Genomic DNA, 23,038 nt, shown 5'->3' with positions numbered 1-23,038 from the left:
AATTCGATAATTAATAACTTGGCCGTTACCATTTGATTTTTGTTAAGTCACATTGAATAACTTCATTTTTATGAGCAGGTGTACCGGGGTTTTTAGCTGACTCACAAAGTAGCGTGGTGCCATAGTCATTACGCTTGTCGTTGGCATTACTTCTTGCCCAAACAGACACTATAGCGCGCTCTTCTGGCTTAGCTTCGCAGCTGCCATCGACTTCAAAGGCATGGATAGTATTTTGATGAAAATACATTAGCGGATCGATATCAGCACTGCTCGACAGCCACATGGTCTGCCCATTGTGTTGACCTGCATCAAACTGAACTTGTCTAACGTTGTCGTCTTCTTTAACGGTGTTAATTAACGGTGAATCTTCACGCACGGCAAAGCTCTTAAACTCATTCGCACACGCAGGTACGCGCATGTTGTAATAAATTTCAGATATTGCATGGTTATGATAGGGATATAAGGTATCGACTGATTGCACTGTCATACCGACTTCTGCACCAACCTTTTCGCCATTAATTTCGTCTATGCGTAATAGTCCCCAGTGACCAAAAATTTCGGCATAGGCATAACCACCACGAATGTTGTTGAAGTTTTTATCATTGCGTTTACTTTCTTCAGCATACATTGGGTACCAACCTGCTGCTGCCCATAAGTTAGGTAATGTGTTGGCACTAATATCTGTTGGGAAAGCTGAGGGCATTTTCACTTCATCGCCCGTTACCATTTTAGTAAAGTTTTTAGTAAACTCTTTGCCGAGTTTACGCACGTCTTTATTAGTGACTTTTGTGTCAAAAAAGGAATCGAATGTTGCACGTTTAAGCCATTTAGCTACTGGGGATTTTTCAGCTAATTGACCACCAGGACTGTAAATCCAATCGACGTCTTGGCGCGCACCAAAACACTTTTTCGCTTTATCTGGATTATTAATAACTTGATAAATGTTTTTAACTAATAGCTTCATGTCTCTGCGATCCATGATGCACATATTCTTACCACCTTCGGTAGAATCGTATATTGCTTGGTCTGAATTTAAACATGGACCATTTTCACTATTGGTTAATGCTACCGCGTAAGATTGTAAATATTGCAGTGTTTCATTCCATAAAATATCGACATATTTTTGATCATTTTTATCGTACTGAGATTCAGCTCCTAAACAAGTGAACTCAGCATTATCGACATCGTTCTTATCTAAAAAACTAGGCATTTCACTTGCCATAGCAGAACTAGATAACAACATCATAACTAACAAGGTATTATATTTCATATCATCCATCTTTCTTTATTATTTAAGACGGATGGATATTACCCTTGGAATTAATTCCAAAAAATTACATTCAACATATTTACAACAAATATAAACAACAAAAATACAATTAATACTTAAAAAGTGATTAAAAAACTGTAGGCGTTCAACCTTAAATTTCTAATAACTTAAAACCTAATAACTTAACACCTAATAAGTTAAAATCTAAATTAATAATTAATAATGAATAATGAAAAAACAATCACATATAATATAAAAGCCGCATATTAATACATTAATATGCGGCTTTTAAAACTAATATCAATTTAAATTAGTTTACCCTTTATGCTTATCAAACTTAAACGTATGACAATTGCTGCATAATGGTTGTTTGGTTTTATGTTCGCTGTGACACTCTTGGCAAGGTACATCTTTACCATAGTGAAGGTTATTGTGTGGGTTCTGCCACTTGTCTTCTTCACTTCTGGCGGTTTTCTTTGCTAAGTCATCAACATCATGACACTGCAAACAGGACTGATCAGATGGAAACTGCTTGATGCCATTATCATGACAAGTTTTACAGTCTTTACCGATAACCTCTTTATGGTAGTCACGGATCTCTGCTGACTGTACTGATAAGCTGGTTAATCCAAGTAGTACCAGCCCAAGTATAATATTAAAGTTTTTCATTAATGATTCCTCTTGTTCACTGGTCTGGTTAAACGTTCATGAGACTTCTAGCAGCAGTCATGCCCATCACCATACATTCTGGGATAGAACAACTGCCTAAACGGCTAACGCCATGAATACCACCACACACTTCACCAGCGGCATAAAGACCAGTAATAGACTTACCAGTAAAGCTATCTGTTACTTCGGCTTTGGTATTAACTTTTACACCACCTTGGCAGTAATGCACTTTTGGCCACAAGCGAACGACAGTAAATGGCGCTTCGATCATTTTGTTTTTCGCCAACGTCATATCTTTGCCAAACTGCTTATCTTCGCCAGATTTTACATAGCCATTGTATTCAGCGATTTGTGCTTTTAACCCAGCTAGAGGGACACCAAAGTGTGTTGCCAACTCTTCAAGACTTTCAAACTTCCAACCGACATTGTACTTAATCACTTTTTCGGTATTTGGATGTGCTTTAGAGTCTTTAAAGCTTGAAATCAACAGTGGTGGTACAGGATTGCCTTTTTCATCACGGTTACTTAATTCAGCATCAGCACGTGTTTTACGATCGGCAATTTCATTCATGAAACGCTTACCGGTTGTGCGGCTAACAGCAATTGAATGAGGTAAGTTGAAAATTGAATAGTTAGACACATAACCAAAGCCACCTTCATCAGGTGAAGCCCAAGGGCCTGATTGAATGTGAGCCAAATGCACAGGAATAGCTCCTAAACGGAACATTTCGAACATACCCTCGCCTGTTGCACCTGGTGCGTTGGTACAACCAACGTCTGCAGTTAAGGTTGGATCTTGCGCCATACGTAAATCAACGTTTTGCGCAAAGCCACCGGTAGCCATAATCACACCACGTTTGGCGCGAATATTGAGGACTTTACCAGGCTGGTCTTCGCCAAAGTGATAATTTTGACGCATTTTAACACCAACAACTTCGCCTTTATTACCAACGAGGAATCCTTCAAATTTTGAACGATTGTGGGTGTTTACACCAATACGTTTACACTCTTTGTACAATGGTTGGGTGATACCAGCACCACAACTTACTGAGGTTTGGTAAGTACGTGCAACCGAGTGACCACCTAGTTGTTGTAAGTAAGGATGGTATTCAGAACCTGCATCTAAGGTCATTTGTAACGCTTCAACCGCATGAGATGCGACATGACGCAATAACCCTTCATCGGCAATGCCACGGCCAGACAATAATTGGTCATTAACCATTCTGTCTACCGAGTCTTCAACACCTTCTTTCTTTTGCATCGGCGTGCCTGGTGCGGCAAAAAGCCCACCGTTAATCGCCGAGTTACCACCAAAATAGGACATTTTTTCAAATATATGAACGTCTTTTGCACCATGTTTGGTGGCTTCGATTGCGGCAGCTAACCCCGCAAAACCAGAACCAATAATGACGATTTCAACTTCTTTGTCCCATTTAACACCATCTGCCTTTTCAGACACTGCCATTGCTGGTGCTACCATCGCTGCACCAGCAGCAATACCTAGACCTGCAATAAACTTACGGCGCCCTAATAGATCTATATTGCTCATAGGTTATCACCCCTTTTTATATTATTGACGCTTCATCATATCGATGGAATCAATTCCAAAACGGGAACTATTGTTAATGTTTGGTGAAAATAACAGCGAATATCGACTAATCAATTGTAGGTAGGACTTTCAAGAAAATTACTGCATAAGCTTGCTTTTGGAACTGAATCCAAATTGTGAACCGCCCCGCATAACAGCTGGTTTATTCTTTATTTAATCGATATGATTAACCCATTGAGGACGACCTCAGCCTGACATGCACCATGTTTCATCGACAGGTATTCACATCGGGGACGGCCCCATCTGCCATCTACACAGAAGAGCCGCTAATATGTTACTGAATCGCTATATCACCACACTGTTTTCGCCATTATCCATACGTCGCTTTGACAATGATTTGTATCGGGGTTTACTGGCCATCTTGATGCTACTGCCACTCAGCGCCAATGCGACACAAGTTGATACTCCAACAGATAGTCCGTTAACTGCGCAAGTTCGAGTTGGACTTCACGGCATGCTATTGTTTGGCAGTGAATATGGTCTATTTGCCTCGCATTTACCGATGTTTCACCTCCCACATAATGCCCAAGTCGTGTTGCAACTAACCTTTGATGATCCTCAGATCAACACAGCGGTAATCAACGGCTTAACGTTATCGGCAGCTAGCGGATATCCAATTTGGACCATAGTGCCGCAACAATTTGACCTATCGATGCTATCTCCCGCTCACCCTAGCCATAATGAACATTTAAACGTGGATATTGTTAAAGGCCATTTTGAACGCGGCGGTGAAATGCAATGGAAGAACCAAGGGCTAACCGTGACGAGGGTGTTAGTATTCAATGAATTAGATACTCAGTTCGAACAACAAAAAACCAGCAACAATACTTACCTTAAGGTTAATAACAACCCTAACGATAAAGTGCAGTTTCTTGTTAAACGCCTGACGACTCGACCCGATGCCGATCATATTGTACGCCTCGATAATGTCGGCAATAGCTTACCTGCAGAAATTGTTATTCCTATTGATACGGCAAACTTATTTAACAATGAAGCCCAACTTCGTGCTGCATTGCCCGACACAACACCTAAAAACACTTCTCTAGTGGCCCCAAACACAAAGCCAAACATCACTAGTCCAATGACTACGGTTTCAAGAGTGTATATAGAGTTGGATGAACTGAAATGATCCACAAAACTATTGCAGTATTTCAGCATCACCCTGCCGAAGGCGTCGGTAGAATGGCACTGTGGGCTAAACAACACAGTATCGAACTTGAGTGTTTTTATGCACCAGAATCTTTGCTCGAAAATCTCGATGCTTACCGAGGATTAATTATTTTAGGTGGGCCGATGAATGTGGTGGATAACCCTGTTTGGATGCAAACCGAGTCAAGATTAATTAAACAGGCATTAACTCAACAAGTCCCTTTATTGGCCATTTGTTTGGGCGCGCAGTTATTGGCAATTGAACTTGGTGGCCAAGTCATTGATATGCCTAATCCTGAACTGGGTTGGCATGAGGTAACCTTTGCTGATGGTACGATAATGGCTGTGCCGCAGTGGCATTATCAAGCCATTAACTTACCTGACAGTATTGTGTCGCTGGCTCGTTCAGCACAGTGTAATGTGCAAATGTATCACCACCAACAGGCTATTGGTTTGCAGTTTCATCCTGAATGGAATTCCGCGCAAATAGGGCAACTCATCAGTCATTTTGGTGATGAGTGCCCTGTAACTAACACACCGCACACTCACGCTATGCAAGATACTCTCGAACCGTTCTTTTTTAAGCTACTTACTGAGCACTTTTGTTGAAAATTAGGTGTAATCTATAGCGCAATATATGGCGCCCAGAACTGCATAAAAATTATCAATGCGCCGTAATGGTTCACAAAAGTATTTGATGAAAGTACCTCCGTAAGTGCTTAACGAAATGGTTTACCTATATGTCTTAGTCTAATAACTTAGCCAAACGCTATCGCTAAAAAATAACCGAAAAAAGTCGCTCTATACTTAGCCCTATGTTTGGGCTAAGTATTGCTCGGCACTATATGACTACAGCAAGTTTCACTATTGGATCAGGAGTCCACATGAAACCATTAGTCATCACACCAGTAACCCGTCATGCCCCAAGTAGCAGCAATACACCGCAACATGGTTGGCTCAACAAAGTGCCCGAAATCACGTTGATTTTTTGGGTCATAAAAATGATGTCGACCACCGTTGGTGAAACCGCTGCAGATTATCTTAGCTTCCATCTTCACGTAGGCATGATTAATACCAGCATCATCATGGGAGTATTTTTACTTTTCGCCTTATGGGTGCAGCTTAAACAAAGCCAATATCGCCCAGGTGCATATTGGAGTGTTGTGGTGCTTATCAGTATTTTTGGCACCTTAGTCACCGACATTCTCACAGACAAACTCGATGTGCCTCTACCGGTATCGACAGCGGTGTTTAGCGCATTATTAGCGGCAACATTTGCATACTGGTTCAGTAAAGAACGCACCTTATCCATCCACTCCATTGTCACTCTTAAACGTGAGCTATTTTATTGGTTGGCCATTCTATTTACCTTCGCACTTGGTACTGCTGTGGGCGATTGGGTGTCGGAAGATATGAATGTAGGTTATGGCATGTCGGCAATCGTATTTGGTGGGTTAATTACGCTGATAAGCCTAGTCTTTTATCGCTTCAAGGCGAATGCCGTATTGTGCTTTTGGCTAGCTTATATATTAACTCGTCCACTCGGTGCATCTATCGGCGACTTACTGTCACAACCCATTCGTAAAGGCGGCCTAGGGTTTGGTACCACCAGCACCAGCATTGTGTTTTTAGTGATTATTATTGCACTTGTGGCATACCTAACCGTTCGCGCCAAACAGCAAAAAAGCCAATAATCTATCAATATAAGTGAGTATCGATATGGACACACTACAAAAGCAGGCGCTGACTAAAGTGCCGCAAGTCACCTTAATATTTTGGTTGGTAAAAATACTGGCCACCACCTTAGGCGAAACGGCAGGAGATGCTTTATCGATGTCGCTTAACCTCGGCTATTTAGTTAGCTCTGTTATTTTTATCGGTTTATTCGCGATAGCGGTAGCAATACAAATTCGCAGTAAACATTATTCTTCGAGTATTTATTGGGCCACCATTATCGCTACAACGACGGCTGGCACAACGATGGCTGACTTTGCCGACCGCTCTTTAGGCATTGGCTATACCGGCGGCACATTGCTACTAGTGAGCTTGTTGTGTATGTCATTTTCAATTTGGTACGTCAGCGCAGGTAGCCTGTCTAATCAGTCGATAAACAATACCAAAACCGAATGTTTTTATTGGGTGACGATTTTACTGTCACAAACCTTAGGTACAGCGCTAGGCGACTGGACAGTAGACAGTGCAGGCCTTGGTTATGATGTCAGTGCGTTAATCTTTGGTAGCCTGTTATTAGTGTTATTAGCTGCCTATCTTTGGAGCTCTATATCTCGCACTCTGTTATTTTGGCTAAGCTTTATTTTAACCAGACCTTTAGGTGCCGTGGTGGGTGACTTTTTAGATAAACCCATTAGCCATGGTGGATTAGAATTTAGTCGCTTTAGTGCGTCGGCCGCATTACTCTTTGGTATGGTGTTGTGTTTAATGCTATTTAAGCAGCAAGCCGCGACAACACATCATTAATCAAGACTTTTCATTTTGTGTCATTATGTCCGATTGAGGTGCTATGCGTATTTTATTAGTAGAAGACGATAAAATGATTGGCGATGCCATGCAAAGCGCCTTAAAAGATGTCGCCTATGCGGTCGATTGGATATGCGACGGCGAAGCGGCCTTACACAGTTTACGTTGCCAGCAATATGATGTGGTGTTGCTCGACCTTGGCTTACCGAAACTGGATGGTTTGCAAGTAATGCAATATATTCGAGCTCAGCATCCCGCACTGGCGGTGATCATTATTACCGCCAGAGACAGCCTAGAAGACCGAGTCAAAGGGCTGGATTTAGGTGCCGATGATTATCTCGTTAAGCCCTTCGATATAACCGAACTACTGGCACGCATTCGTGCAGTAACAAGGCGCAATGCCAACCAACATACATCAGAATTAACCAATAATATTGTTTGGCTAAATCCAGCCACACATGAAGCCAAAACCCTCACTCAAGATAATATTTTACTGTCTAACCGCGAGTTCGTCTTACTGCAAACATTGCTTATTCGACCCGGTTCGATTCATTCAAAAAGTGATTTAGAAGAACGAATTTATGGCTGGGGTGAAGAGGTAGAAAGCAATGCGATAGAGTTTTTAATTCATTGTTTGCGTAAAAAATTGGGTACAGAAACCATTAAAAATGTCAGAGGTGTAGGATGGATGGTGTCAAAAAACGCCCCAGTAATTCGTTAAAAACACGCTTATCTTATTGGATTTCAGCAGCCATTTTGTCTGTTGCGATCATAGCCGCTAGCTTTACCTTTAGCAGTGCCTTTGAAGAAGCCCATGAGCTCCAAGATGATGTATTGCAACAAATGGCCGTGCTGTTTGACCATTACTCGCTTACGCTAAACAACGGAACACTCACCCCGTTAAGCCAAGATCAGTTGGAGTTTCAGGTTTCAGTGCAGTTATTGGGTAGCAACTCAGCAAGTAATGCCTTAGCCCAAAATACCCTAGCCTTGCCGAGCAATTTAACCGATGGATTTCATACGGTTGATTTAGCCACCCAATCTTGGCGGGTGTTTGTTCGCACCTTGTCATCCACTCAACGTATCGCCATCGCCCAAGATACTGCTATTCGTGACGATATTGCGTTTGAAACCGCGCTGCATACTCTGATGCCATTGTTAGTATTAATTCCGCTTTTACTGTTATTACTGGGGTATATTCTAGGTAAAATTCTTGGCCCGATTAGTATTTTAGCCCACGAAGTTGACCGTCAAACTGAGCACGACCTACAGTCAATTCCCACTACTCAATTACCGAGTGAAATAGTGCCATTTGTTGAGGCAATTAATCGTTTACTCAGCAAAAATAGCCAGGTTATTGCTAGCCAAAAGCGCTTTATTGTCGATGCCGCTCATGAATTAAGATCGCCCATAACTGCGCTGTCGTTACAGGCACAACGTCTTCAGCAGACAGAGTTAACGGACGATGCGCGCCAGAAGCTTAATGCACTACAAGCCGGAATAGGTCGCAGTATTCATCTACTAGAACAACTATTGTCGATGGCGCGTCAACAAGATAACAGCGTCCAACAACCTCAAACAATATCATTAAAAATGGTGTTCGTTGAGGTGATTGAAGATCTGTACCCACTTGCAGAAGCGAAAGAGATTGATTTGGGCTTTAGCCAAGAGAACGACGCCGAACTCAATGCCAATCCCGTTCGTTTAAAAACCTTAATTCACAACCTTATCGACAATGCGATTCGCTATACCCCAAATGGCGGTAAAATTGATTTAAGCATTACTAAAACAGATCAATACATTGAGATGACCATCAAAGACACAGGTCCAGGTATCGCCACAGATGAAGCTCAAAAAGTGTTTGAACCCTTTTATCGAGTCTTGGGCAGTAACGAATATGGCTCAGGGTTGGGATTAGCGATTGTGGCGAGTATTGTGCAGCAAATGGACGCAAAAATTAGCTTAGCGCCAACCGATCCTGTCAATAACTGCGGGCTTTGCATTACAGTACAGTTTGCTCTTTAACAGGATTGAGGTGCCGTTTAATCACGCCTGTTATACCGCATCAACTTATGCAGATGCGGCATAAACAAAGGTCAACTTAGCCTTGATCTCCCTCGCATAAATTACGCCCTGCGGCATAACAGCTTGGCTGACGTGGGCACACTGCTCCACGCGAGCAAATTAGTTGTGCATCTTTTTTAATCCCACGTTCAATCCAGTTAATATTAAGGATTTTCGCCACACTGATGAGATCTTTTTGGATATGTTTGGGGATAATGATTGAACCGCCACCCGTTGAACAAGCTTGTTTTAATTCATGTGCAATCGACTGCGCATCTTTGCCTTGCGCCTCAATCGCCGGATTTAAATCAATACCCGCACATAACACATGCGGATTACCTGCCGAGTCATCAACCTTAATCGATTCACAACAATAAATACGCGGTTCATTACCGACATTTAAAATCGATATTTGCGCAGACGTACCGTCGACTGGCTCATTGATCATTCTAAACACAGCCCAGTGCTGACACGGGTCTTCTACCAGGCGCATGTTACCCCAAGGCAAAGGAATACCATTACCACGATAAACCGCTTTTAGCTTACCCGGTGCGTAGGCATCAAAGTAATGCCAGTGCGGATAAGGCGACACTACCGTCATGCGGCGCATAGCAACAGACGCTGACACCTGCAGTTGTTTATGCACGCTAATCTCATAGCCATGTCGGTCAAGTAACTGCCGATACGGCACTTTAGGACACAACAAAGCACCCGCAAAAAAGCTTGATTCAAAATCACGCCACGCATGCAAAATATCTTGTGCATTCAAGGTGTTTGACTGAGGGACCAGCGCATCATCAAAGTCATCACGGCGACCAGACATCATCACACTTTTTAAGCCGTCTTTATTGTGCAACACACAATGACCTATGTGCACGGCCAAGTCATATCTCAATCTGCTGGGTCTATTTTTCAGAATATTACTGATATAAATGGTTCCCGGTGGCTCAAAAAATGAGGTAACCAACTGCTTAGAACTCAAGCCCATTTCGTTGATAACTTCTTTAGGAGCACGGTCGATCCATTTAATTTTTAAGCCCATGCCCTTGGCAATATCGATAATATCTTCGGTGGCAAGCGGCATACGTTTTAAGCCAACTTCTTCGGCCGCACGCTCTAAATCAGGAAAATGGTTTTGATGATGCTCTTGGTGCGCGCGGATCAGTAAATGAGCAAATTGGCGGCCACTGGTGCCGGTTTGCGACAACATTTCAGGGATGGCAATTTGCAAAATGTCATTGGAGAACAAAAAACTCGGCTCTAGCGGCATACCACTTATGCCGCCTTTATTGCCTTTTTCAGGCGTAATCGCTTCATCTTCTGGCACATCATCAAGAAACCATTCCACTTCTTTTTGAAAAACCACTGCAATTACCGCCAACATATCAGCGCTTGGAACACGTTTTCCGCGCTCGATCATTGATAAGTATGACACTGACGGCGAGTTACCTGAGTCAACACGCATACAACGAGCAGACAAGTCTTCCATGGTTAAGTTATTGCGTTTACGCAAGTTTCTTATCTTTGTGCCCAAAAAATGGGTCTTTCGCATTAAGCTTTTATCATTTCTCATTTTGTATAATTCACACTGTAAAATTTTTATTGTGAAATTGTTTGTAAAAATAGCATAGACTAAAAATCAAGCTGCGAACAAGGCTTAATGATAAACAATACTGAAAAAGGTTTTGTGACCTACAACAATACGAAGAGGAATAAGGCGATGAATATGTCTACTCAAGCAAGCGCAACAGCCACCCAAAACCTTAACCGCTTCATTGGTGAGCAATTTGTGGCAACGACGAATCAACAGGATCGCACCACAAACGCCAAAGACTTTTTGGATGCACAATTTCCATTAACTGAAGGCTCGCACCAAGATGTCAGCAGCTATGTAGTTTACTACACGCACTTATTGGCATTTTTAAAAGACGGCTCTCAGTGTGGTTTACAAAATCCATGTCAATTTGTGGCATTGACGGGTCACAAAAGTGAACCAACATCTGTTGTATTAAAGAATAATGATACCCATGTTGAGATTTGTTTCGACCGCCAAGGACAAATGGGCACCACAGACCAGGCTAATATTGAAGACATTCAAGTTGCGATTCCAATTAAGAATTTGCCGACGCCATACAAGCAATGGATTAGCTTAATCCACACAGGCTGTCAGCCAACTGAAGGCAACTGTAAAGTGTTTACTGCTAAAGATGGTAGCGACTACGCGTTACATCAGCGTTAATGGTTTATCGCGATAACACTGCGAACGTTTAGCAAAAAAGGCTTGTCCCATTAATAATGCGACAAGCCTTTTTGTTACTTAACCATTTTGCTGCGTAGCATCCAATAATGCCGACACGCGTTTATGCCGCCATACTGAGATACTCAGATACTCAGATACTGAGATACTGAGATTATGGCCAAAAGAAGCGTGATGTTTGCGAGATCTCATTAGCAGGTTCTGTTGGCGTTGGATTTTCCAAGCTTTGAATTTGGGTCACTTTAAATTGCACTGTTTGTTGGGTGCTATCACTCGTGCGGTTACTCAGGCGGCCACTGAGGGTCAACGGATAATCCAGTTGTTCTGCAGGTTTTATCGCAATCAAACTGTCAGTGACTATTTGCAATGTTTGCTTTTGGGGATCGTCATTGCTGATACTGATTTGATAAAAAGCCATTTGTTGAGTTTTATTGCGAATTTTAAGTTGATAACTGTTTTCAACTTTATCGATACCCACTTGACGATACAAGGTTTGGCGGTCGCGGATTACATTGAGCTGTATATGACTTAAGTGACTTAAATCGCTAATAATCAGCACAATCATGATCAGTAATGCACTGGCGTAACCAAGTGATTTTAGCGACAACAGGCTGGCTTTTGGTTGTCCTTTTAAGGCATTTTCGCTGGTAAAGCTGATTAAATTGGGTGCATAGCCAAATTTTTCCATGGTTTGATTACATGCATCAACACAGGCACCGCAGTTAATACATTCGTATTGCAAGCCGTTACGAATATCAATCCCAGTAGGGCAAACATCAACACATAAATTACAGTCTACACAGTCACCTAGCTCCGTTTTTTGTGAGCGCTTACGTGGCCCACGAGATTCACCTCGATCAGCATCATAGCTCACGGTTTTAGTGTTGGCGTCAAACATCACCGCTTGAAAACGCGAGTAAGGACAGCAATGCAAACACATCATTTCACGCATCCAGCCGGCATTTAAATAAGTGCATATGGCAAAAAACCACACCCAGGTGCCAGTCCAAAAACCACTACTCATGCTAAAAATATCAACATACAACTCGCGTGCAGGCATAAAATAACCAATAAACCCGCAGCCAGTTAGCAAGGCAAACACCATCCACACCGCATGCTTCGTCACTCGTTTACGCACTTTACTCAGTGACCATGGGGCTTTGTCTAATGCCGCTCGATGATGATGATTGCCCTCTACCTTGGCTTCTACCCACATATATATAAAAGTCCACGCGGTTTGCGGACACAAAAAACCACACCAAACTCGGCCCCAGTAAACCGTGACAAAAAACAATGCAAAAGCCGCGGCCATAAAAAACCACGCTAAAACGGTAAAATCTTGTGGCCACAGGGTGATATTGAAGAAAAAGAATTGCTGTTCGGTGACATCAAACAGAATGGCTTGCCGGCCTTGGTAATTGATAAATGGGATCAGGAAAAAAATCGCAATCAGTAACGTATTACTGTGCTGACGCAGCCGTTGAAATACACCCTTCTGTTCTCGAACCTGAATTTTTGTCGACGGCGTAGCAATTTGCACCACTGGAATCCGTTGTGAAACGGCAGCTTTATCAACTGGCACAGTCGCTGCCGGAGTTTGAGATGATGATTTGGGCATAAATGTATTCCTATAACACAATATTGCCCTGTTATAGCAAAGACTAAGCCAACTTAGATATAATTGTAATTATTTGATTTAAAAAGATTAAAATAAAATACTTATACAACAATGTCACGATATATCACTTTTTACACGATATATCGCGACCTAATAAAACCAATCATCAAAATTAACGTGTAATGGCTAACTTTTTCATTCGAGATCGTAAGGTACTCGCCGGCATATCTAGCATTGCAGCAGCACCAAACGGGCCAGAAATACGCCAGTGGCTAGCATTTAATACCGCAATAATATGCGCAGCTTCGGCTTGTGCCATGGTTAACGTACTGCTAGCTAATGGGGTTGCAACCGCTACGGGTAAAGTATTAAACAGTAAATGGCCACTTTGCGATAAAATCATTTCTCGCTCGATTAGGTTTTGCAACTCACGCACGTTACCAGGCCAAGCATATTGCTGTAAGTTCTTCAGCCCTTTAGCACTCACCTTAGTGATTTTTTTACCGAGTTTTTTACTCAGTGATGCGACTAAATCACTGACTAATTGCGGAATATCTTCGCGGCGCTCTCGTAACGGCGGCACGGTAATTGGAAATACGTTCAAGCGGTAATATAAGTCCATGCGAAACAAGCCTTGCTCTACTCGCGCGGTTAAATCGTGATGGGTGGCGGCCACTAAGCGAATATTGACCTTAATGGTTTCACTACTGCCAACGCGCTCGAAACTTTGCTCTTGAATCACCCGTAACAATTTAGATTGTGCCGATAAGCTCAACTCGGCAATTTCATCTAAAAATAAGGTGCCATTATTGGCCAATTCAAATCTGCCTTTGCGACGCGCTGTAGCACCAGTAAATGCGCCTTTTTCATGACCAAACAGTTCACTTTCCAGCAATGCGGTCGAAAATGCGGCGCAGTTAACACTCACCATCGGCTGGTCTTTACGATGACTTAGCCTGTGTAAGTTACGCGCAACTAACTCTTTGCCGGTGCCGTTTTCACCGCAAATGAGTACGGTACTGTCGGTATTAGCGACCAAGTGGATCTGTTGCATGAGTTGATTGATAGGTTGGCTGTTACCCGATATTCCTGACGCGCCTTGCTGACCTTGTAGCTCAGTGAGTAAGTATTGATTTTCTGATGCTAACCGTTCTGACAAAGCCTGCACTTGCGCTAATGCTTGTCTCAATGATTGCTCGGTATGTTTTTGCATGCTTACATCACGAAATATCGCGATAACACCGACAAGTTGTTGCTGATCATATACTGGGGTTGAGCTGTAATACACCGGAAAGCTGCTGCCATCTTTACGCCAAAATACATCTTCGTTCACTTGCCGAGGAATAGCATCTTGTAAGGTGCGATAAATGGGGCAGTCATGTTGAGGATAATGACTACCATCTGCATGACTATGATGATGGCAGTCGTGAATATTTCGGCCAATTAATTCGGCACTTTTCCAGCCTGTCATTTGCTCTGCTGCGGGGTTAATGAACACCGCATTACCGGCTAAATCAAAACCATACACGCCCTCTGTCATGGCATTAAGCAACAGAGTATTTTTAGGCAAAAAATGATCGGAGCCAATATATTCAGGGGTTGTAGAGTCAGTCATAGTCAATCTTAAGGTTACTAGTGCTTAGACCCATTATAACCATTACAAAACACAAGTCGCGAAATATCGCGACTTCGATTACCCATAACCATAATGACTTGTTATCGTGATTCCCATGAATCATCAAAATAATAAGCTGATTTAAGCCTTTTTTACGTTAACGTCGAATTTTAATGTCGCCAGCTCACAAACCTAGTAGCCTCGGTTGTCTATATTAGCGAGTGGTATTCTGCGACTTTTGCGTTTGTGTCATGTCGACCATCATCTGGCTAGCGATTGAAAAAATACAGTAGCCTAAAAAATAATAGAAACCGATTTCAAACTGAGATTGAGTCTTAAGCATGTCGCCCATTCCAGCTGACGCATTACCTGCCATGTAAGTCACAATAATTGCGACCACAAAAACATCGGCCATAGACCATTTGCCGATACCACTGATCATTTTGCTCAATCTTTGCTTAATTAAGGGCGGCACTGGCAGTAGTAATATGAGCATGGTGATTAACTTAACGGCAGGGATCACAATACTGAATAACCCGACCAACATGGCAACGACGAAATGATGTGATTGGTATAGTGCTGAAATGGTATCAATGATACTGCGGCTATTACGAAAAACCTCCACTTCGCCTTCTAGCGTATCTAGCCCTAACATACTGGCGGCAATATCCAATATTCCACGGGTATTAGCACGAGAGTCTTCCGTTAAATCTTGGATTAACATATCCTTACCCGTATCCACTAAATGCGACTTTTCAATGGTGCCTGTTATCGTTAACATCGGTTCTGTCACCCCGGGAATAAGCAGGATTAACGATATCAGTACTAAACTGATGGATACATACATTTTCATGAACACCTCGTTTGCTGATGTATACCGAAACAAATAGTCGCATTAAGCTGTGATGATGCTGTATTTTGATTCTTGTAGGTTATGATGCCATATTATGTAGACCATTAACCACTACGCGGCACTCTTGCTACACTCTTAATAATGAGGCCAATACATGCCAATAAATCCATTTACGACATGTTTGTTGTGTTTAACGTATTTTTTTTCAGCGGCAGTGACTGCGGCTACTTTGACGATTAATGTTACCGATGCGCAAGGCGTGATGCTAAGCGATAGCGTGGTAGAGTTAATTTCTACGTCACCATCTAATACAACGTCATCGACCTTAGCTCCTTACCAAATGCGCCAACAAAATCGAGTGTTCTCACCTTTTGTATTGGCCGTGCCGCAAGGTGCCAAGGTTGATTTTCCTAATTTAGATCGTACTCGGCACCATGTTTATTCATTTTCTGAAGCCAAACAATTTGAGTTAAAATTGTATGTAGGCACAACTGAAGACCCGATTACATTTGATAAACCTGGTTTAGTTGCCATAGGCTGCAATATTCATGATTACATGCAGGCCTTTATTTATGTGGCCAGCAGTCCTTATTTTTCGGTGAGTGATACACAAGGTAAACTCCAATTAACAGATTTACCTGCAGGCGAATACCAAGTCAACATTTGGCATCCTTGGCAAATAACGGCAACACCTTCATCTTTGGTCATTGTAAGCAATGACGATAATCAGTTAACGTTTAGCATTGATGTTGAACACCAAGATAAACCATCGTCGCCACCTAGCGGCTTTGGTAGTTACCCTCAAGCAAGCGATGTCACGGGATAGCATGCCTACTAGTTTTCGCAACCGGCTGATAATAGCTTTCCTATTAATACTGACCTTAATGCAGTTAACCACTGCCTTGTTTGTATTAAGCGCAACTCAGCGAGATTTTCGCCAACAGCAAACTCAAAACCTTAATATTGGTTCCAATATTTTTGTCGAAATGTTATCGAACCGAAGCGATCAGCTAAATCAAAGTTTGTCGTTACTCAGTGCGGACTTTGGTTTTAAACGCGCCGTTGCCACTGGCGAGCAAGATACAATATCGTCAGTGTTAGCCAACCATGGCAGGCGCATTAATGCTGGCGCTGCTATTTTATTATCTCCACAGGGAAAACTACTGTCATCAAGCTTGCAAGGGCTCACTGCAGCTAATGTAGATGAGTTATTTGCATTAACCAAGAATCGCTCAACCACGTTCGAAATTTTCAATTATGACCACAGTAGTTACCAATTTGTGTTGCAACCCGTCAAAGCGCCAACATTAATAGCGTGGGTCGGCATGGGCTTCACTATGGACAAGAATGTCGCAGACCAAGCCAAAACCATTACCGGAATTGATATCAGTTTTATCAACCAGTCCGCTGGCAGAATTGAAATTGTCTCGACCCTAGCCCAAGCTCAACAACAAGATGTTTTAGCGCGTATTAACCTATTAGCAAAAACAGTGGATAAGGTCAGCGATGACATACCATCAAACTACTTATCGACCACCATTGCGTTAGATAAAAATAGTGGTCATCAGTGGGCGGTACTACATCAATCAAATGTTAAGTGGCAGCAAAATTACGATGCCCTGCGCAATAACATGTTAATTATATTCGCGATAACGTGTTTACTGGCGTTTATGATTGCCGCTTGGTTTTCTGGCGGCTTAACGAAACCCATTTATGCATTAGTTAATTTTGCTCGCAAAGTCGGCCAAGGTGAAAACCCTCCGCCGATTAAAGGTGCACCCGCTGAGTTACAAGTATTAGCCAACACCTTATCGATAATGCGTGAAAATATTGAATCGCGCGAAAACGATTTAGTTTATCAATCACAACACGATAACCTCACGGGTTTATATAATCGCTTGGCCGCTAAACAACAACTCAGCCTGCTGCTGAGTAAAATGCATGGCAGCTTAGTGATGATAGACATTAAAAACTTTCGCCATTTAAATAACATCATTGGATTTGCCAATGCCGACGATTTATTGGTGTTGTTTGCCAGCCGTTTAGAAAGCTTATCCCCAACGGCCCAACTAATATCGCGCTTGGATGGCGACTCGTTTTTGTTGCTATTCCAACCGAGTATTCCGCTTGAAAAGCTTGATAACTATCTACGGCAATTAACCCATCCATTTTCTATTCAGGGCTCAAAAATAAGTGTCAATGTGCGGGTAGGGATTGTTGATTTATCCAGTGACTATGACTGTAATGATATTGATACTTTAATTCGCCATGCTGAAATTGCATTAAATCAAGCCCGAGTGGAATCCCTAGGCATAGCCACTTATCAACAAGGTGAAGATGAACGCTATTTACGTGAATTAATGATTATCCGTGATTTACCGATTGCCTTAGCACAAGGGCAGTTGCATTTGGTGTTTCAACCTAAAGTGAATATTCAGAGCAATCATTGCCATGGCGCAGAAACCCTGATCCGCTGGCAGCATCCTGAACTGGGGTTTATCCCGCCGGATGAGTTCATTCGCTTAGCTGAAAACTCAGGTAATATCTCGATGATCAGTGACTGGGTGTTAAATACCACCATAAAGCAGCTAGCCAAATGGCAGCAACAAGGTATTTCGCTGACGGTGGCGATTAATTTATCTGCCCATGATCTCACTAATCCTCAGCTGCCGTTAGACATTGAACAGTTACTGATTAGCAATAATTTACCGATTAACGCTCTGTCGATAGAGGTGACCGAAGGTGCTGTGATGAAAGATGCACAAACGGTGATTGCTGTTTTACAGCAGTTTAGAAATATCGGCTTAGCCATTGCCATCGATGACTTTGGTACCGGGCACTCTTCATTAGCTTACTTAAAGTTACTGCCCGTTAATGAAGTGAAGATTGATCGCAGTTTTATTAAAGATATTCATACTGATGCAACTGATTTAATGATTGTCGATAGCAGCATTAGACTGATTAAAGGACTTAATTTATCCGTCGTGGCTGAAGGCGTTGAATCCGTAGAAGGGATCAATATTCTACGTGGACTCAATTGCGACATAATTCAAGGTTATGTGTATTCTAAGCCGCTAAAAGCAGATGATTTTATTGTGTGGTTCCAACAATTTAATCAGTCTAATATTCAGACTCTCAGTAAGGATACGCCACACTAATGTATCAACCTATGTGCATTATATTAGCGGTGCTATTAAGCCTAATCAGCGTGTGTGCTCAAGCTGAAACAAGCAAAGTAATTGCTACTGGTGGCGCGACAACTATTGAGGGCAGTGCTGGCGGAGGAATAGTGCCGTGGGCAGTAATTAATGGTTATGCAAGCTCAGACCAATGGTCTTTCACTGCAATGAATACTGCCGTCTATGTTGACGATTTCACCTTACATTCTATTGGTGCGTCCTTAAGCATTGATAATCGCTTTGAACTCAGTATTGCTAAGCAAACATTTGATCTAGACACTCTAGGCGGCAAACTGGGCCAAGATATTGTTGGCGTAAAATACAAACTAGTCGGTGAAGTGTTATATACCGCCATGCCACAAATTAGCTTAGGGCTACAATATAAACGGGTGGACGATTTTGCGTTACCACATGCTGTTGGGGCAAGGAATGACTGGGGAGTTGATATCTATTTAGCTGCCAGCAAAGTCTATTTTGATGCTATTGTGGGCCGCAACCTGGTGACCAACTTAACCCTTAGAGCCACCAAGGCTAATCAAATCGGTTTGCTTGGTTTTGGCACTGCTACAAACAACAATTACCAACTGCAAGCTGAAGCCTCTATTGCTGTGTTATTAACCGATAATATTGCACTGGGCTATGAATACAAACAAAAGCCTGATCAACTTGGTTTTGCAGAAGAAAATGATTGGCAGGATATTTTTATGGCTTGGTTTGTCAATAAACACCTTTCTGTTGTGGGCGCTTATGTTGATTTAGGCAGCATTGCAGGATTTGAGCAACAACAGGGGTGGTATTTATCTGTAGAGGGAACGCTGTAATGGTTAAGATTGTTAAACATCATATCGTCGTTTTTGGCGCGTTGTTATTACTGTCTGTTGCCTGTGCAAGCCAATCCACCACTCTATATAAGCAACTGGGAGGAGATAAAGGCGTCAGTATGATTACCGATGACTTTCTAGCCCATTTATCCCAAGACAAACGCATTCTGCATCATTTTGAACAAACTGATATTCAGATTTTCCGCCAACGGCTTATTGAGCATTTATGTGTAATCAGTGGCGGAGAATGCGTGTACCAAGGTGCATCCATGTTTGATGCACATATTGGATTACACATTAGCCAAGCTGACTTTGATGCCGTTGTGGGTCATTTAATCGAAGCACTTAAACAACAGCATATCCCACTAGCAACCCGCAATGCATTACTGGCTAAATTAGCACCACTGTATCAAGATATTATCGAACATTAGCTGAGCAACCGTTTATGATGATAACCGATTAGTAAAACTGGCTGGGATCTACATCAAGCATACTTGGTGATACGCCACGTTCAATATGCAATTCTGATTTAAGCAAATCAACCATAGTCACTTCAGTGTAGCGCTTATGTTTAATCGAATAAAAACACTTAACAATAGGATGCAACGCATCACGCCCTTTAGAGTCCCATACTATTCCGACTCGTTCATCCGATAGCTGCACCAATGAACCGACAGGATATATTCCCACACAGCGAATGAACTCATAAACAAGCTTTTGATCAAGATGAAATGGGGTCAAGCTTATCAAAATTTTAAACGCTGCCGCTGGGCTCATGGCTTCTTTGTAGCAACGCGAAGCAGTTAATGCATCAAAAATATCAACAATACAGCTCATACGCCCATGTTGAGGAATTTGTTCATCTTTTAAACCATTAGGGTAACCACGCCCATCGAGTTTTTCATGATGCATTAAGCACACATCTTTACTCACTTGCGATAAGCCTTTTGTTTCATTCATGATTTCAATTGCATAAAACTGATGCAATTTCATGTGCTCAAATTCTTCTGGGGTTAGCTTACCTGGTTTGTGCAAAATTTCGTTATCGACCTGGATTTTGCCAATATCATGCAAAATCCCCCCCACAGCCATCTGCTTTAGCAGTTCGCGATCAAGCTTAAGATGTTTACCAAAAGTCACCAATAAAAAGGCCACATTAATAGAATGTTCAAGCAAATAAGCATCTTTGCTACGCAGTGCAGAAATACACTTAAATGCATCCGCATCGTCCATAACAGACTCAATCATTTTGTCGGCGACATCTTCAAATTGACTGACTTCGATGGCTTTACCGCTGAAGGTTTCCGACATCACTTTTTGAATTAAGCCTTTTGCTTCAGCAAGTAGCTTTTTTGCCTGCACTTGTTGACCATCTCGAGTGACAGTCGCTTTACGTACCAATAAACTGCTAGCAGAACTCGATTTACCTGCTGTTTTTAGCCCGCAAGTATCTGAAGATCGATCAACATCAACCCACACAAGCAGAATGTTATTTTTTTTCAGCTTTAAAATTGCATCACGATGTTTGATTTGTCCGGGATTACGAATAGCCACCTTACTTTGCTGATGATCTATTGCCGTCACAAACATGCCTAAAGCAAGTTTATCGATGGGGATTTTAATGACATTGCTTGATTCCACAGAATCATTCATTGTAACAATTACTCCGAAAGAGAACTTTAATAACGGGATCTAGCTCACATAATACTAGCTATATTTTGAACTACTTTAGCTCGTTCGCCTACTTTTTTTAGGGAAATATTACCGCATGGTCACATTCCGGTTCACGATCTTTGTAAAAAACCTCAACGAGAAACAATCAAGCTGTTGTTGATGATATTGAGCAACTTACTGCAGCATCATTTACAGTACAAAGATGCTGGTAAAGAGTACGTTATATTAGCAATTCAGATCACACGCTTTCATCTTGCCAATTGACACAATTTAATAGGTTTATTAACGTTAACTCTTATGTTGTTATACGAGAGGTATAGATTGGCTGGTCACTTTTTTTCATCACAATTTAGCGAGTTAATTACTAAGCTCGAACAACTTCGCAATGTGCCGATCTGTGACCCTATCGTGCAGTTATCTGTAGAGACTGCTGCGCTGCCATTAATATCCTGGTTAAGCGCTCAAACCTTATACCCAAAAATCTATTGGCACGGCCGCGATAGAAACGAAGATGTCGCCGCCATAGGCTCATGCAAAACGTTTTATTTTGCCGACCAAGTTGACGACAATGCCCTAGCGCAAATTTATCAACAGCAACGCAATAAAACCAATCATCAAGATATTCGTTATTATGGCGGTTTAGCATTTGATCGCACTGTAGAATGTTGGCCTGAATTTGGTCGTGCGCACTTTATATTACCCAGAATTGAATTACGCCGTAGCGGTAATCACGTTAGAGTATTAGTGAATCTTAATTTTGAAAATGGTGAGCCTGAAGACGAAATACAATCTGCCCTTAATGCTATCGCAATGGTGCAAAAGCCACGTCCTTTGTCGCCGCCAAATAAACTCACATTAATGGGTCGGAGTGATTTACCTAATTTTTCACGTTGGAAAGAGTTAGTTGAACAAGTCACTCAAGCAAATTTTATCAACTCAACACCTAAAGTCGTATTATCACGCCACAGCCAAATAGATGTAGATGACAATATTGACCCGTGGACAGTACTAGCATGTTGGCAAGGCCGTAATCCGAATAGTTTTCAATTTGGATTCCAATTTAGCCCTGAACGCGCATTTATTTCTTGCTCACCAGAACGATTATATTTACGTCGCCAACAGGAACTGTTTACCGAAGCATTAGCAGGAACAACTGTCCGAGGGCTCAATCCAGAAGAAGATAATGTACTGGCACAGGCATTATTAGATGACATTAAAAATAGCCATGAAAATCAGTTGGTCAGAAAACATATTGTCGATGTGCTCACACCGTTAAGCCAATATGTAGGTGCTGATGAGCAACCTAAAATTTTCAAGCTTAATCATATTCAACATTTGCACCGTGCTATTCGAGCGCAGTTAAAGCCAGGTGTTAATGATTTTGAATTACTACGCGCACTGCACCCAACTCCCGCCGTAGGTGGATTACCGCGCGAGGCTGCACTGAACTTTATTCGCCAGCGTGAAGGTTATGCAAGAGGTTGGTATGCTGGAGCTTGTGGTTATTTAAATCATCATGAATCAGAGTTTTCAGTCGCAATTAGAAGTGCACTGATAGAGCCGAGAAGAATCAATTTATTTGCTGGCGCAGGCATTGTTGCAGGCTCAGATCCTGAGGCTGAATGGCAAGAACTGGAAAATAAGTTAGCCACAGTTCTGTCTATTTTAATCGACTTTTAATCTTCCTAAGCGAACTAAAACCAATAGCGTTATCCTCGACGAAATCTTTCGCTTGTGCAAAGCACATGCTATTATCTCGCCCCCGCGTTTGCCAACACCTTG

20 protein-coding genes are annotated in these 23,038 nt (G+C 42.1%); 12 read left to right on the top strand and 8 right to left on the bottom strand.

The window, feature by feature from the left end:
* Positions 1-25 precede the first annotated feature (25 nt).
* The 3 genes from HNW13_RS19430 to HNW13_RS19420 all read right to left on the bottom strand — a co-directional run bounded on the left by HNW13_RS19430 (position 26) and on the right by HNW13_RS19420 (position 3,488).
* Entirely contained in the window at positions 26-1,270 is a 1,245-nt protein-coding gene (locus tag HNW13_RS19430; RefSeq protein ID WP_192116185.1) for a hypothetical protein, read from the bottom strand.
* A gap of 315 nt (positions 1,271-1,585) precedes the next feature.
* The gene (locus HNW13_RS19425) at positions 1,586-1,939 is read right to left on the bottom strand and encodes a cytochrome c3 family protein (protein ID WP_011639305.1); all 354 of its coding nucleotides are present in this window, start codon (positions 1,937-1,939) and stop codon (positions 1,586-1,588) included.
* A 28-nt stretch (positions 1,940-1,967) separates the two neighbouring features.
* The gene (locus HNW13_RS19420; RefSeq protein ID WP_101088569.1) at positions 1,968-3,488 is read right to left on the bottom strand and encodes a flavocytochrome c; all 1,521 of its coding nucleotides are present in this window, start codon (positions 3,486-3,488) and stop codon (positions 1,968-1,970) included.
* Positions 3,489-3,819: 331 nt separating this feature from the next.
* Here HNW13_RS19420 and HNW13_RS19415 point away from each other — a divergent pair, with 331 nt between their 5' ends.
* The 6 genes from HNW13_RS19415 to HNW13_RS19390 all read left to right on the top strand — a co-directional run bounded on the left by HNW13_RS19415 (position 3,820) and on the right by HNW13_RS19390 (position 9,200).
* Positions 3,820-4,677 (top strand): hypothetical protein, encoded by an 858-nt coding sequence (locus tag HNW13_RS19415; RefSeq protein WP_192116186.1) that lies wholly within the window; start codon positions 3,820-3,822, stop codon positions 4,675-4,677.
* Positions 4,674-5,306 (top strand): type 1 glutamine amidotransferase, encoded by a 633-nt coding sequence (locus tag HNW13_RS19410; protein ID WP_192116187.1) that lies wholly within the window; start codon positions 4,674-4,676, stop codon positions 5,304-5,306. Before HNW13_RS19415 ends, HNW13_RS19410 begins: the two co-directional genes overlap by 4 nt.
* Before the next feature lie 275 nt (positions 5,307-5,581).
* Complete coding sequence (locus HNW13_RS19405; protein WP_192116188.1) at positions 5,582-6,391, top strand: hypothetical protein; 810 nt, start codon at positions 5,582-5,584, stop codon at positions 6,389-6,391.
* A gap of 25 nt (positions 6,392-6,416) precedes the next feature.
* Positions 6,417-7,175 (top strand): membrane protein, encoded by a 759-nt coding sequence (locus HNW13_RS19400; RefSeq protein WP_011639309.1) that lies wholly within the window; start codon positions 6,417-6,419, stop codon positions 7,173-7,175.
* A 43-nt stretch (positions 7,176-7,218) separates the two neighbouring features.
* The gene (locus HNW13_RS19395) at positions 7,219-7,896 is read left to right on the top strand and encodes a response regulator transcription factor (RefSeq protein WP_192116189.1); all 678 of its coding nucleotides are present in this window, start codon (positions 7,219-7,221) and stop codon (positions 7,894-7,896) included.
* Complete coding sequence (locus tag HNW13_RS19390) at positions 7,860-9,200, top strand: ATP-binding protein (RefSeq protein WP_192116190.1); 1,341 nt, start codon at positions 7,860-7,862, stop codon at positions 9,198-9,200. Before HNW13_RS19395 ends, HNW13_RS19390 begins: the two co-directional genes overlap by 37 nt.
* Positions 9,201-9,276: 76 nt before the next feature.
* On the opposite strand, the gene HNW13_RS19385 is transcribed toward HNW13_RS19390, so the two are convergent.
* Positions 9,277-10,812 carry a DUF3612 domain-containing protein gene (locus HNW13_RS19385; protein WP_192116191.1) on the bottom strand — a complete coding sequence of 512 codons (1,536 nt, stop codon included), beginning with the start codon at positions 10,810-10,812 and terminating at the stop codon, positions 9,277-9,279.
* A gap of 147 nt (positions 10,813-10,959) precedes the next feature.
* On the opposite strand from HNW13_RS19385, the gene HNW13_RS19380 reads away from it, so the two are divergent.
* Positions 10,960-11,478 (top strand): malate synthase, encoded by a 519-nt coding sequence (locus HNW13_RS19380; RefSeq protein ID WP_011639313.1) that lies wholly within the window; start codon positions 10,960-10,962, stop codon positions 11,476-11,478.
* A 172-nt stretch (positions 11,479-11,650) separates the two neighbouring features.
* Here HNW13_RS19380 and ccoG read toward each other — a convergent pair whose 3' ends face one another.
* The 3 genes from ccoG to HNW13_RS19365 form a co-directional block, all read right to left on the bottom strand.
* Positions 11,651-13,114 carry a cytochrome c oxidase accessory protein CcoG gene (ccoG, locus tag HNW13_RS19375; RefSeq protein WP_192116192.1) on the bottom strand — a complete coding sequence of 488 codons (1,464 nt, stop codon included), beginning with the start codon at positions 13,112-13,114 and terminating at the stop codon, positions 11,651-11,653.
* 172 nt (positions 13,115-13,286) lie between these two features.
* Positions 13,287-14,729 carry a sigma 54-interacting transcriptional regulator gene (locus HNW13_RS19370; RefSeq protein WP_192116193.1) on the bottom strand — a complete coding sequence of 481 codons (1,443 nt, stop codon included), beginning with the start codon at positions 14,727-14,729 and terminating at the stop codon, positions 13,287-13,289.
* 214 nt (positions 14,730-14,943) lie between these two features.
* Positions 14,944-15,582: a paraquat-inducible protein A gene (locus tag HNW13_RS19365; RefSeq protein ID WP_192116194.1), complete on the bottom strand. Its 639-nt coding sequence runs from the start codon at positions 15,580-15,582 to the stop codon at positions 14,944-14,946.
* Positions 15,583-15,736: 154 nt separating this feature from the next.
* Here HNW13_RS19365 and HNW13_RS19360 point away from each other — a divergent pair, with 154 nt between their 5' ends.
* The 4 genes from HNW13_RS19360 to HNW13_RS19345 are packed head-to-tail and all read left to right on the top strand — an operon-like array spanning position 15,737 to position 20,013.
* Positions 15,737-16,408 (top strand): methylamine utilization protein, encoded by a 672-nt coding sequence (locus tag HNW13_RS19360; protein WP_192116195.1) that lies wholly within the window; start codon positions 15,737-15,739, stop codon positions 16,406-16,408.
* Between the two features lies 1 nt (position 16,409).
* On the top strand, positions 16,410-18,740 hold the full coding sequence (locus HNW13_RS19355) for a bifunctional diguanylate cyclase/phosphodiesterase (protein WP_192116196.1): 2,331 nt from the start codon (positions 16,410-16,412) through the stop codon (positions 18,738-18,740).
* Positions 18,740-19,582 (top strand): DUF3034 family protein, encoded by an 843-nt coding sequence (locus HNW13_RS19350; RefSeq protein ID WP_192116197.1) that lies wholly within the window; start codon positions 18,740-18,742, stop codon positions 19,580-19,582. Before HNW13_RS19355 ends, HNW13_RS19350 begins: the two co-directional genes overlap by 1 nt.
* Positions 19,582-20,013: a group 1 truncated hemoglobin gene (locus HNW13_RS19345; RefSeq protein WP_192116198.1), complete on the top strand. Its 432-nt coding sequence runs from the start codon at positions 19,582-19,584 to the stop codon at positions 20,011-20,013. The genes HNW13_RS19350 and HNW13_RS19345 overlap by 1 nt, the downstream gene beginning before the upstream one ends.
* Before the next feature lie 28 nt (positions 20,014-20,041).
* On the opposite strand, the gene HNW13_RS19340 is transcribed toward HNW13_RS19345, so the two are convergent.
* Positions 20,042-21,235 (bottom strand): HD-GYP domain-containing protein, encoded by a 1,194-nt coding sequence (locus HNW13_RS19340; RefSeq protein WP_192116199.1) that lies wholly within the window; start codon positions 21,233-21,235, stop codon positions 20,042-20,044.
* Between the two features lie 318 nt (positions 21,236-21,553).
* Between HNW13_RS19340 and HNW13_RS19335 the strand changes: the two genes are divergently transcribed.
* Positions 21,554-22,936 carry an isochorismate synthase gene (locus tag HNW13_RS19335; RefSeq protein ID WP_162024146.1) on the top strand — a complete coding sequence of 461 codons (1,383 nt, stop codon included), beginning with the start codon at positions 21,554-21,556 and terminating at the stop codon, positions 22,934-22,936.
* The last annotated feature ends 102 nt before the right edge of the window (positions 22,937-23,038 follow it).

It is taken from the genome of Shewanella sp. BF02_Schw (assembly GCF_014596695.2).
Taxonomy (GTDB): domain Bacteria; phylum Pseudomonadota; class Gammaproteobacteria; order Enterobacterales; family Shewanellaceae; genus Shewanella.
Note: the sequence above shows the minus strand (reverse complement) of the source record. Positions and strands in the feature narration are given on the sequence as shown.

Coding starts and splice junctions, on each gene's coding strand:
- HNW13_RS19430 (WP_192116185.1), bottom strand. CDS start 1,270: ATGAAATATAATACCTTGTTAGTTATGATGTTGTTATCTAGTTCTGCT.
- HNW13_RS19425 (WP_011639305.1), bottom strand. CDS start 1,939: ATGAAAAACTTTAATATTATACTTGGGCTGGTACTACTTGGATTAACC.
- HNW13_RS19420 (WP_101088569.1), bottom strand. CDS start 3,488: ATGAGCAATATAGATCTATTAGGGCGCCGTAAGTTTATTGCAGGTCTA.
- HNW13_RS19415 (WP_192116186.1), top strand. CDS start 3,820: ATGTTACTGAATCGCTATATCACCACACTGTTTTCGCCATTATCCATA.
- HNW13_RS19410 (WP_192116187.1), top strand. CDS start 4,674: ATGATCCACAAAACTATTGCAGTATTTCAGCATCACCCTGCCGAAGGC.
- HNW13_RS19405 (WP_192116188.1), top strand. CDS start 5,582: ATGAAACCATTAGTCATCACACCAGTAACCCGTCATGCCCCAAGTAGC.
- HNW13_RS19400 (WP_011639309.1), top strand. CDS start 6,417: ATGGACACACTACAAAAGCAGGCGCTGACTAAAGTGCCGCAAGTCACC.
- HNW13_RS19395 (WP_192116189.1), top strand. CDS start 7,219: ATGCGTATTTTATTAGTAGAAGACGATAAAATGATTGGCGATGCCATG.
- HNW13_RS19390 (WP_192116190.1), top strand. CDS start 7,860: ATGGATGGTGTCAAAAAACGCCCCAGTAATTCGTTAAAAACACGCTTA.
- HNW13_RS19385 (WP_192116191.1), bottom strand. CDS start 10,812: ATGAGAAATGATAAAAGCTTAATGCGAAAGACCCATTTTTTGGGCACA.
- HNW13_RS19380 (WP_011639313.1), top strand. CDS start 10,960: ATGAATATGTCTACTCAAGCAAGCGCAACAGCCACCCAAAACCTTAAC.
- ccoG (WP_192116192.1), bottom strand. CDS start 13,114: ATGCCCAAATCATCATCTCAAACTCCGGCAGCGACTGTGCCAGTTGAT.
- HNW13_RS19370 (WP_192116193.1), bottom strand. CDS start 14,729: ATGACTGACTCTACAACCCCTGAATATATTGGCTCCGATCATTTTTTG.
- HNW13_RS19365 (WP_192116194.1), bottom strand. CDS start 15,582: ATGAAAATGTATGTATCCATCAGTTTAGTACTGATATCGTTAATCCTG.
- HNW13_RS19360 (WP_192116195.1), top strand. CDS start 15,737: ATGCCAATAAATCCATTTACGACATGTTTGTTGTGTTTAACGTATTTT.
- HNW13_RS19355 (WP_192116196.1), top strand. CDS start 16,410: ATGCCTACTAGTTTTCGCAACCGGCTGATAATAGCTTTCCTATTAATA.
- HNW13_RS19350 (WP_192116197.1), top strand. CDS start 18,740: ATGTATCAACCTATGTGCATTATATTAGCGGTGCTATTAAGCCTAATC.
- HNW13_RS19345 (WP_192116198.1), top strand. CDS start 19,582: ATGGTTAAGATTGTTAAACATCATATCGTCGTTTTTGGCGCGTTGTTA.
- HNW13_RS19340 (WP_192116199.1), bottom strand. CDS start 21,235: ATGAATGATTCTGTGGAATCAAGCAATGTCATTAAAATCCCCATCGAT.
- HNW13_RS19335 (WP_162024146.1), top strand. CDS start 21,554: ATGTTGTTATACGAGAGGTATAGATTGGCTGGTCACTTTTTTTCATCA.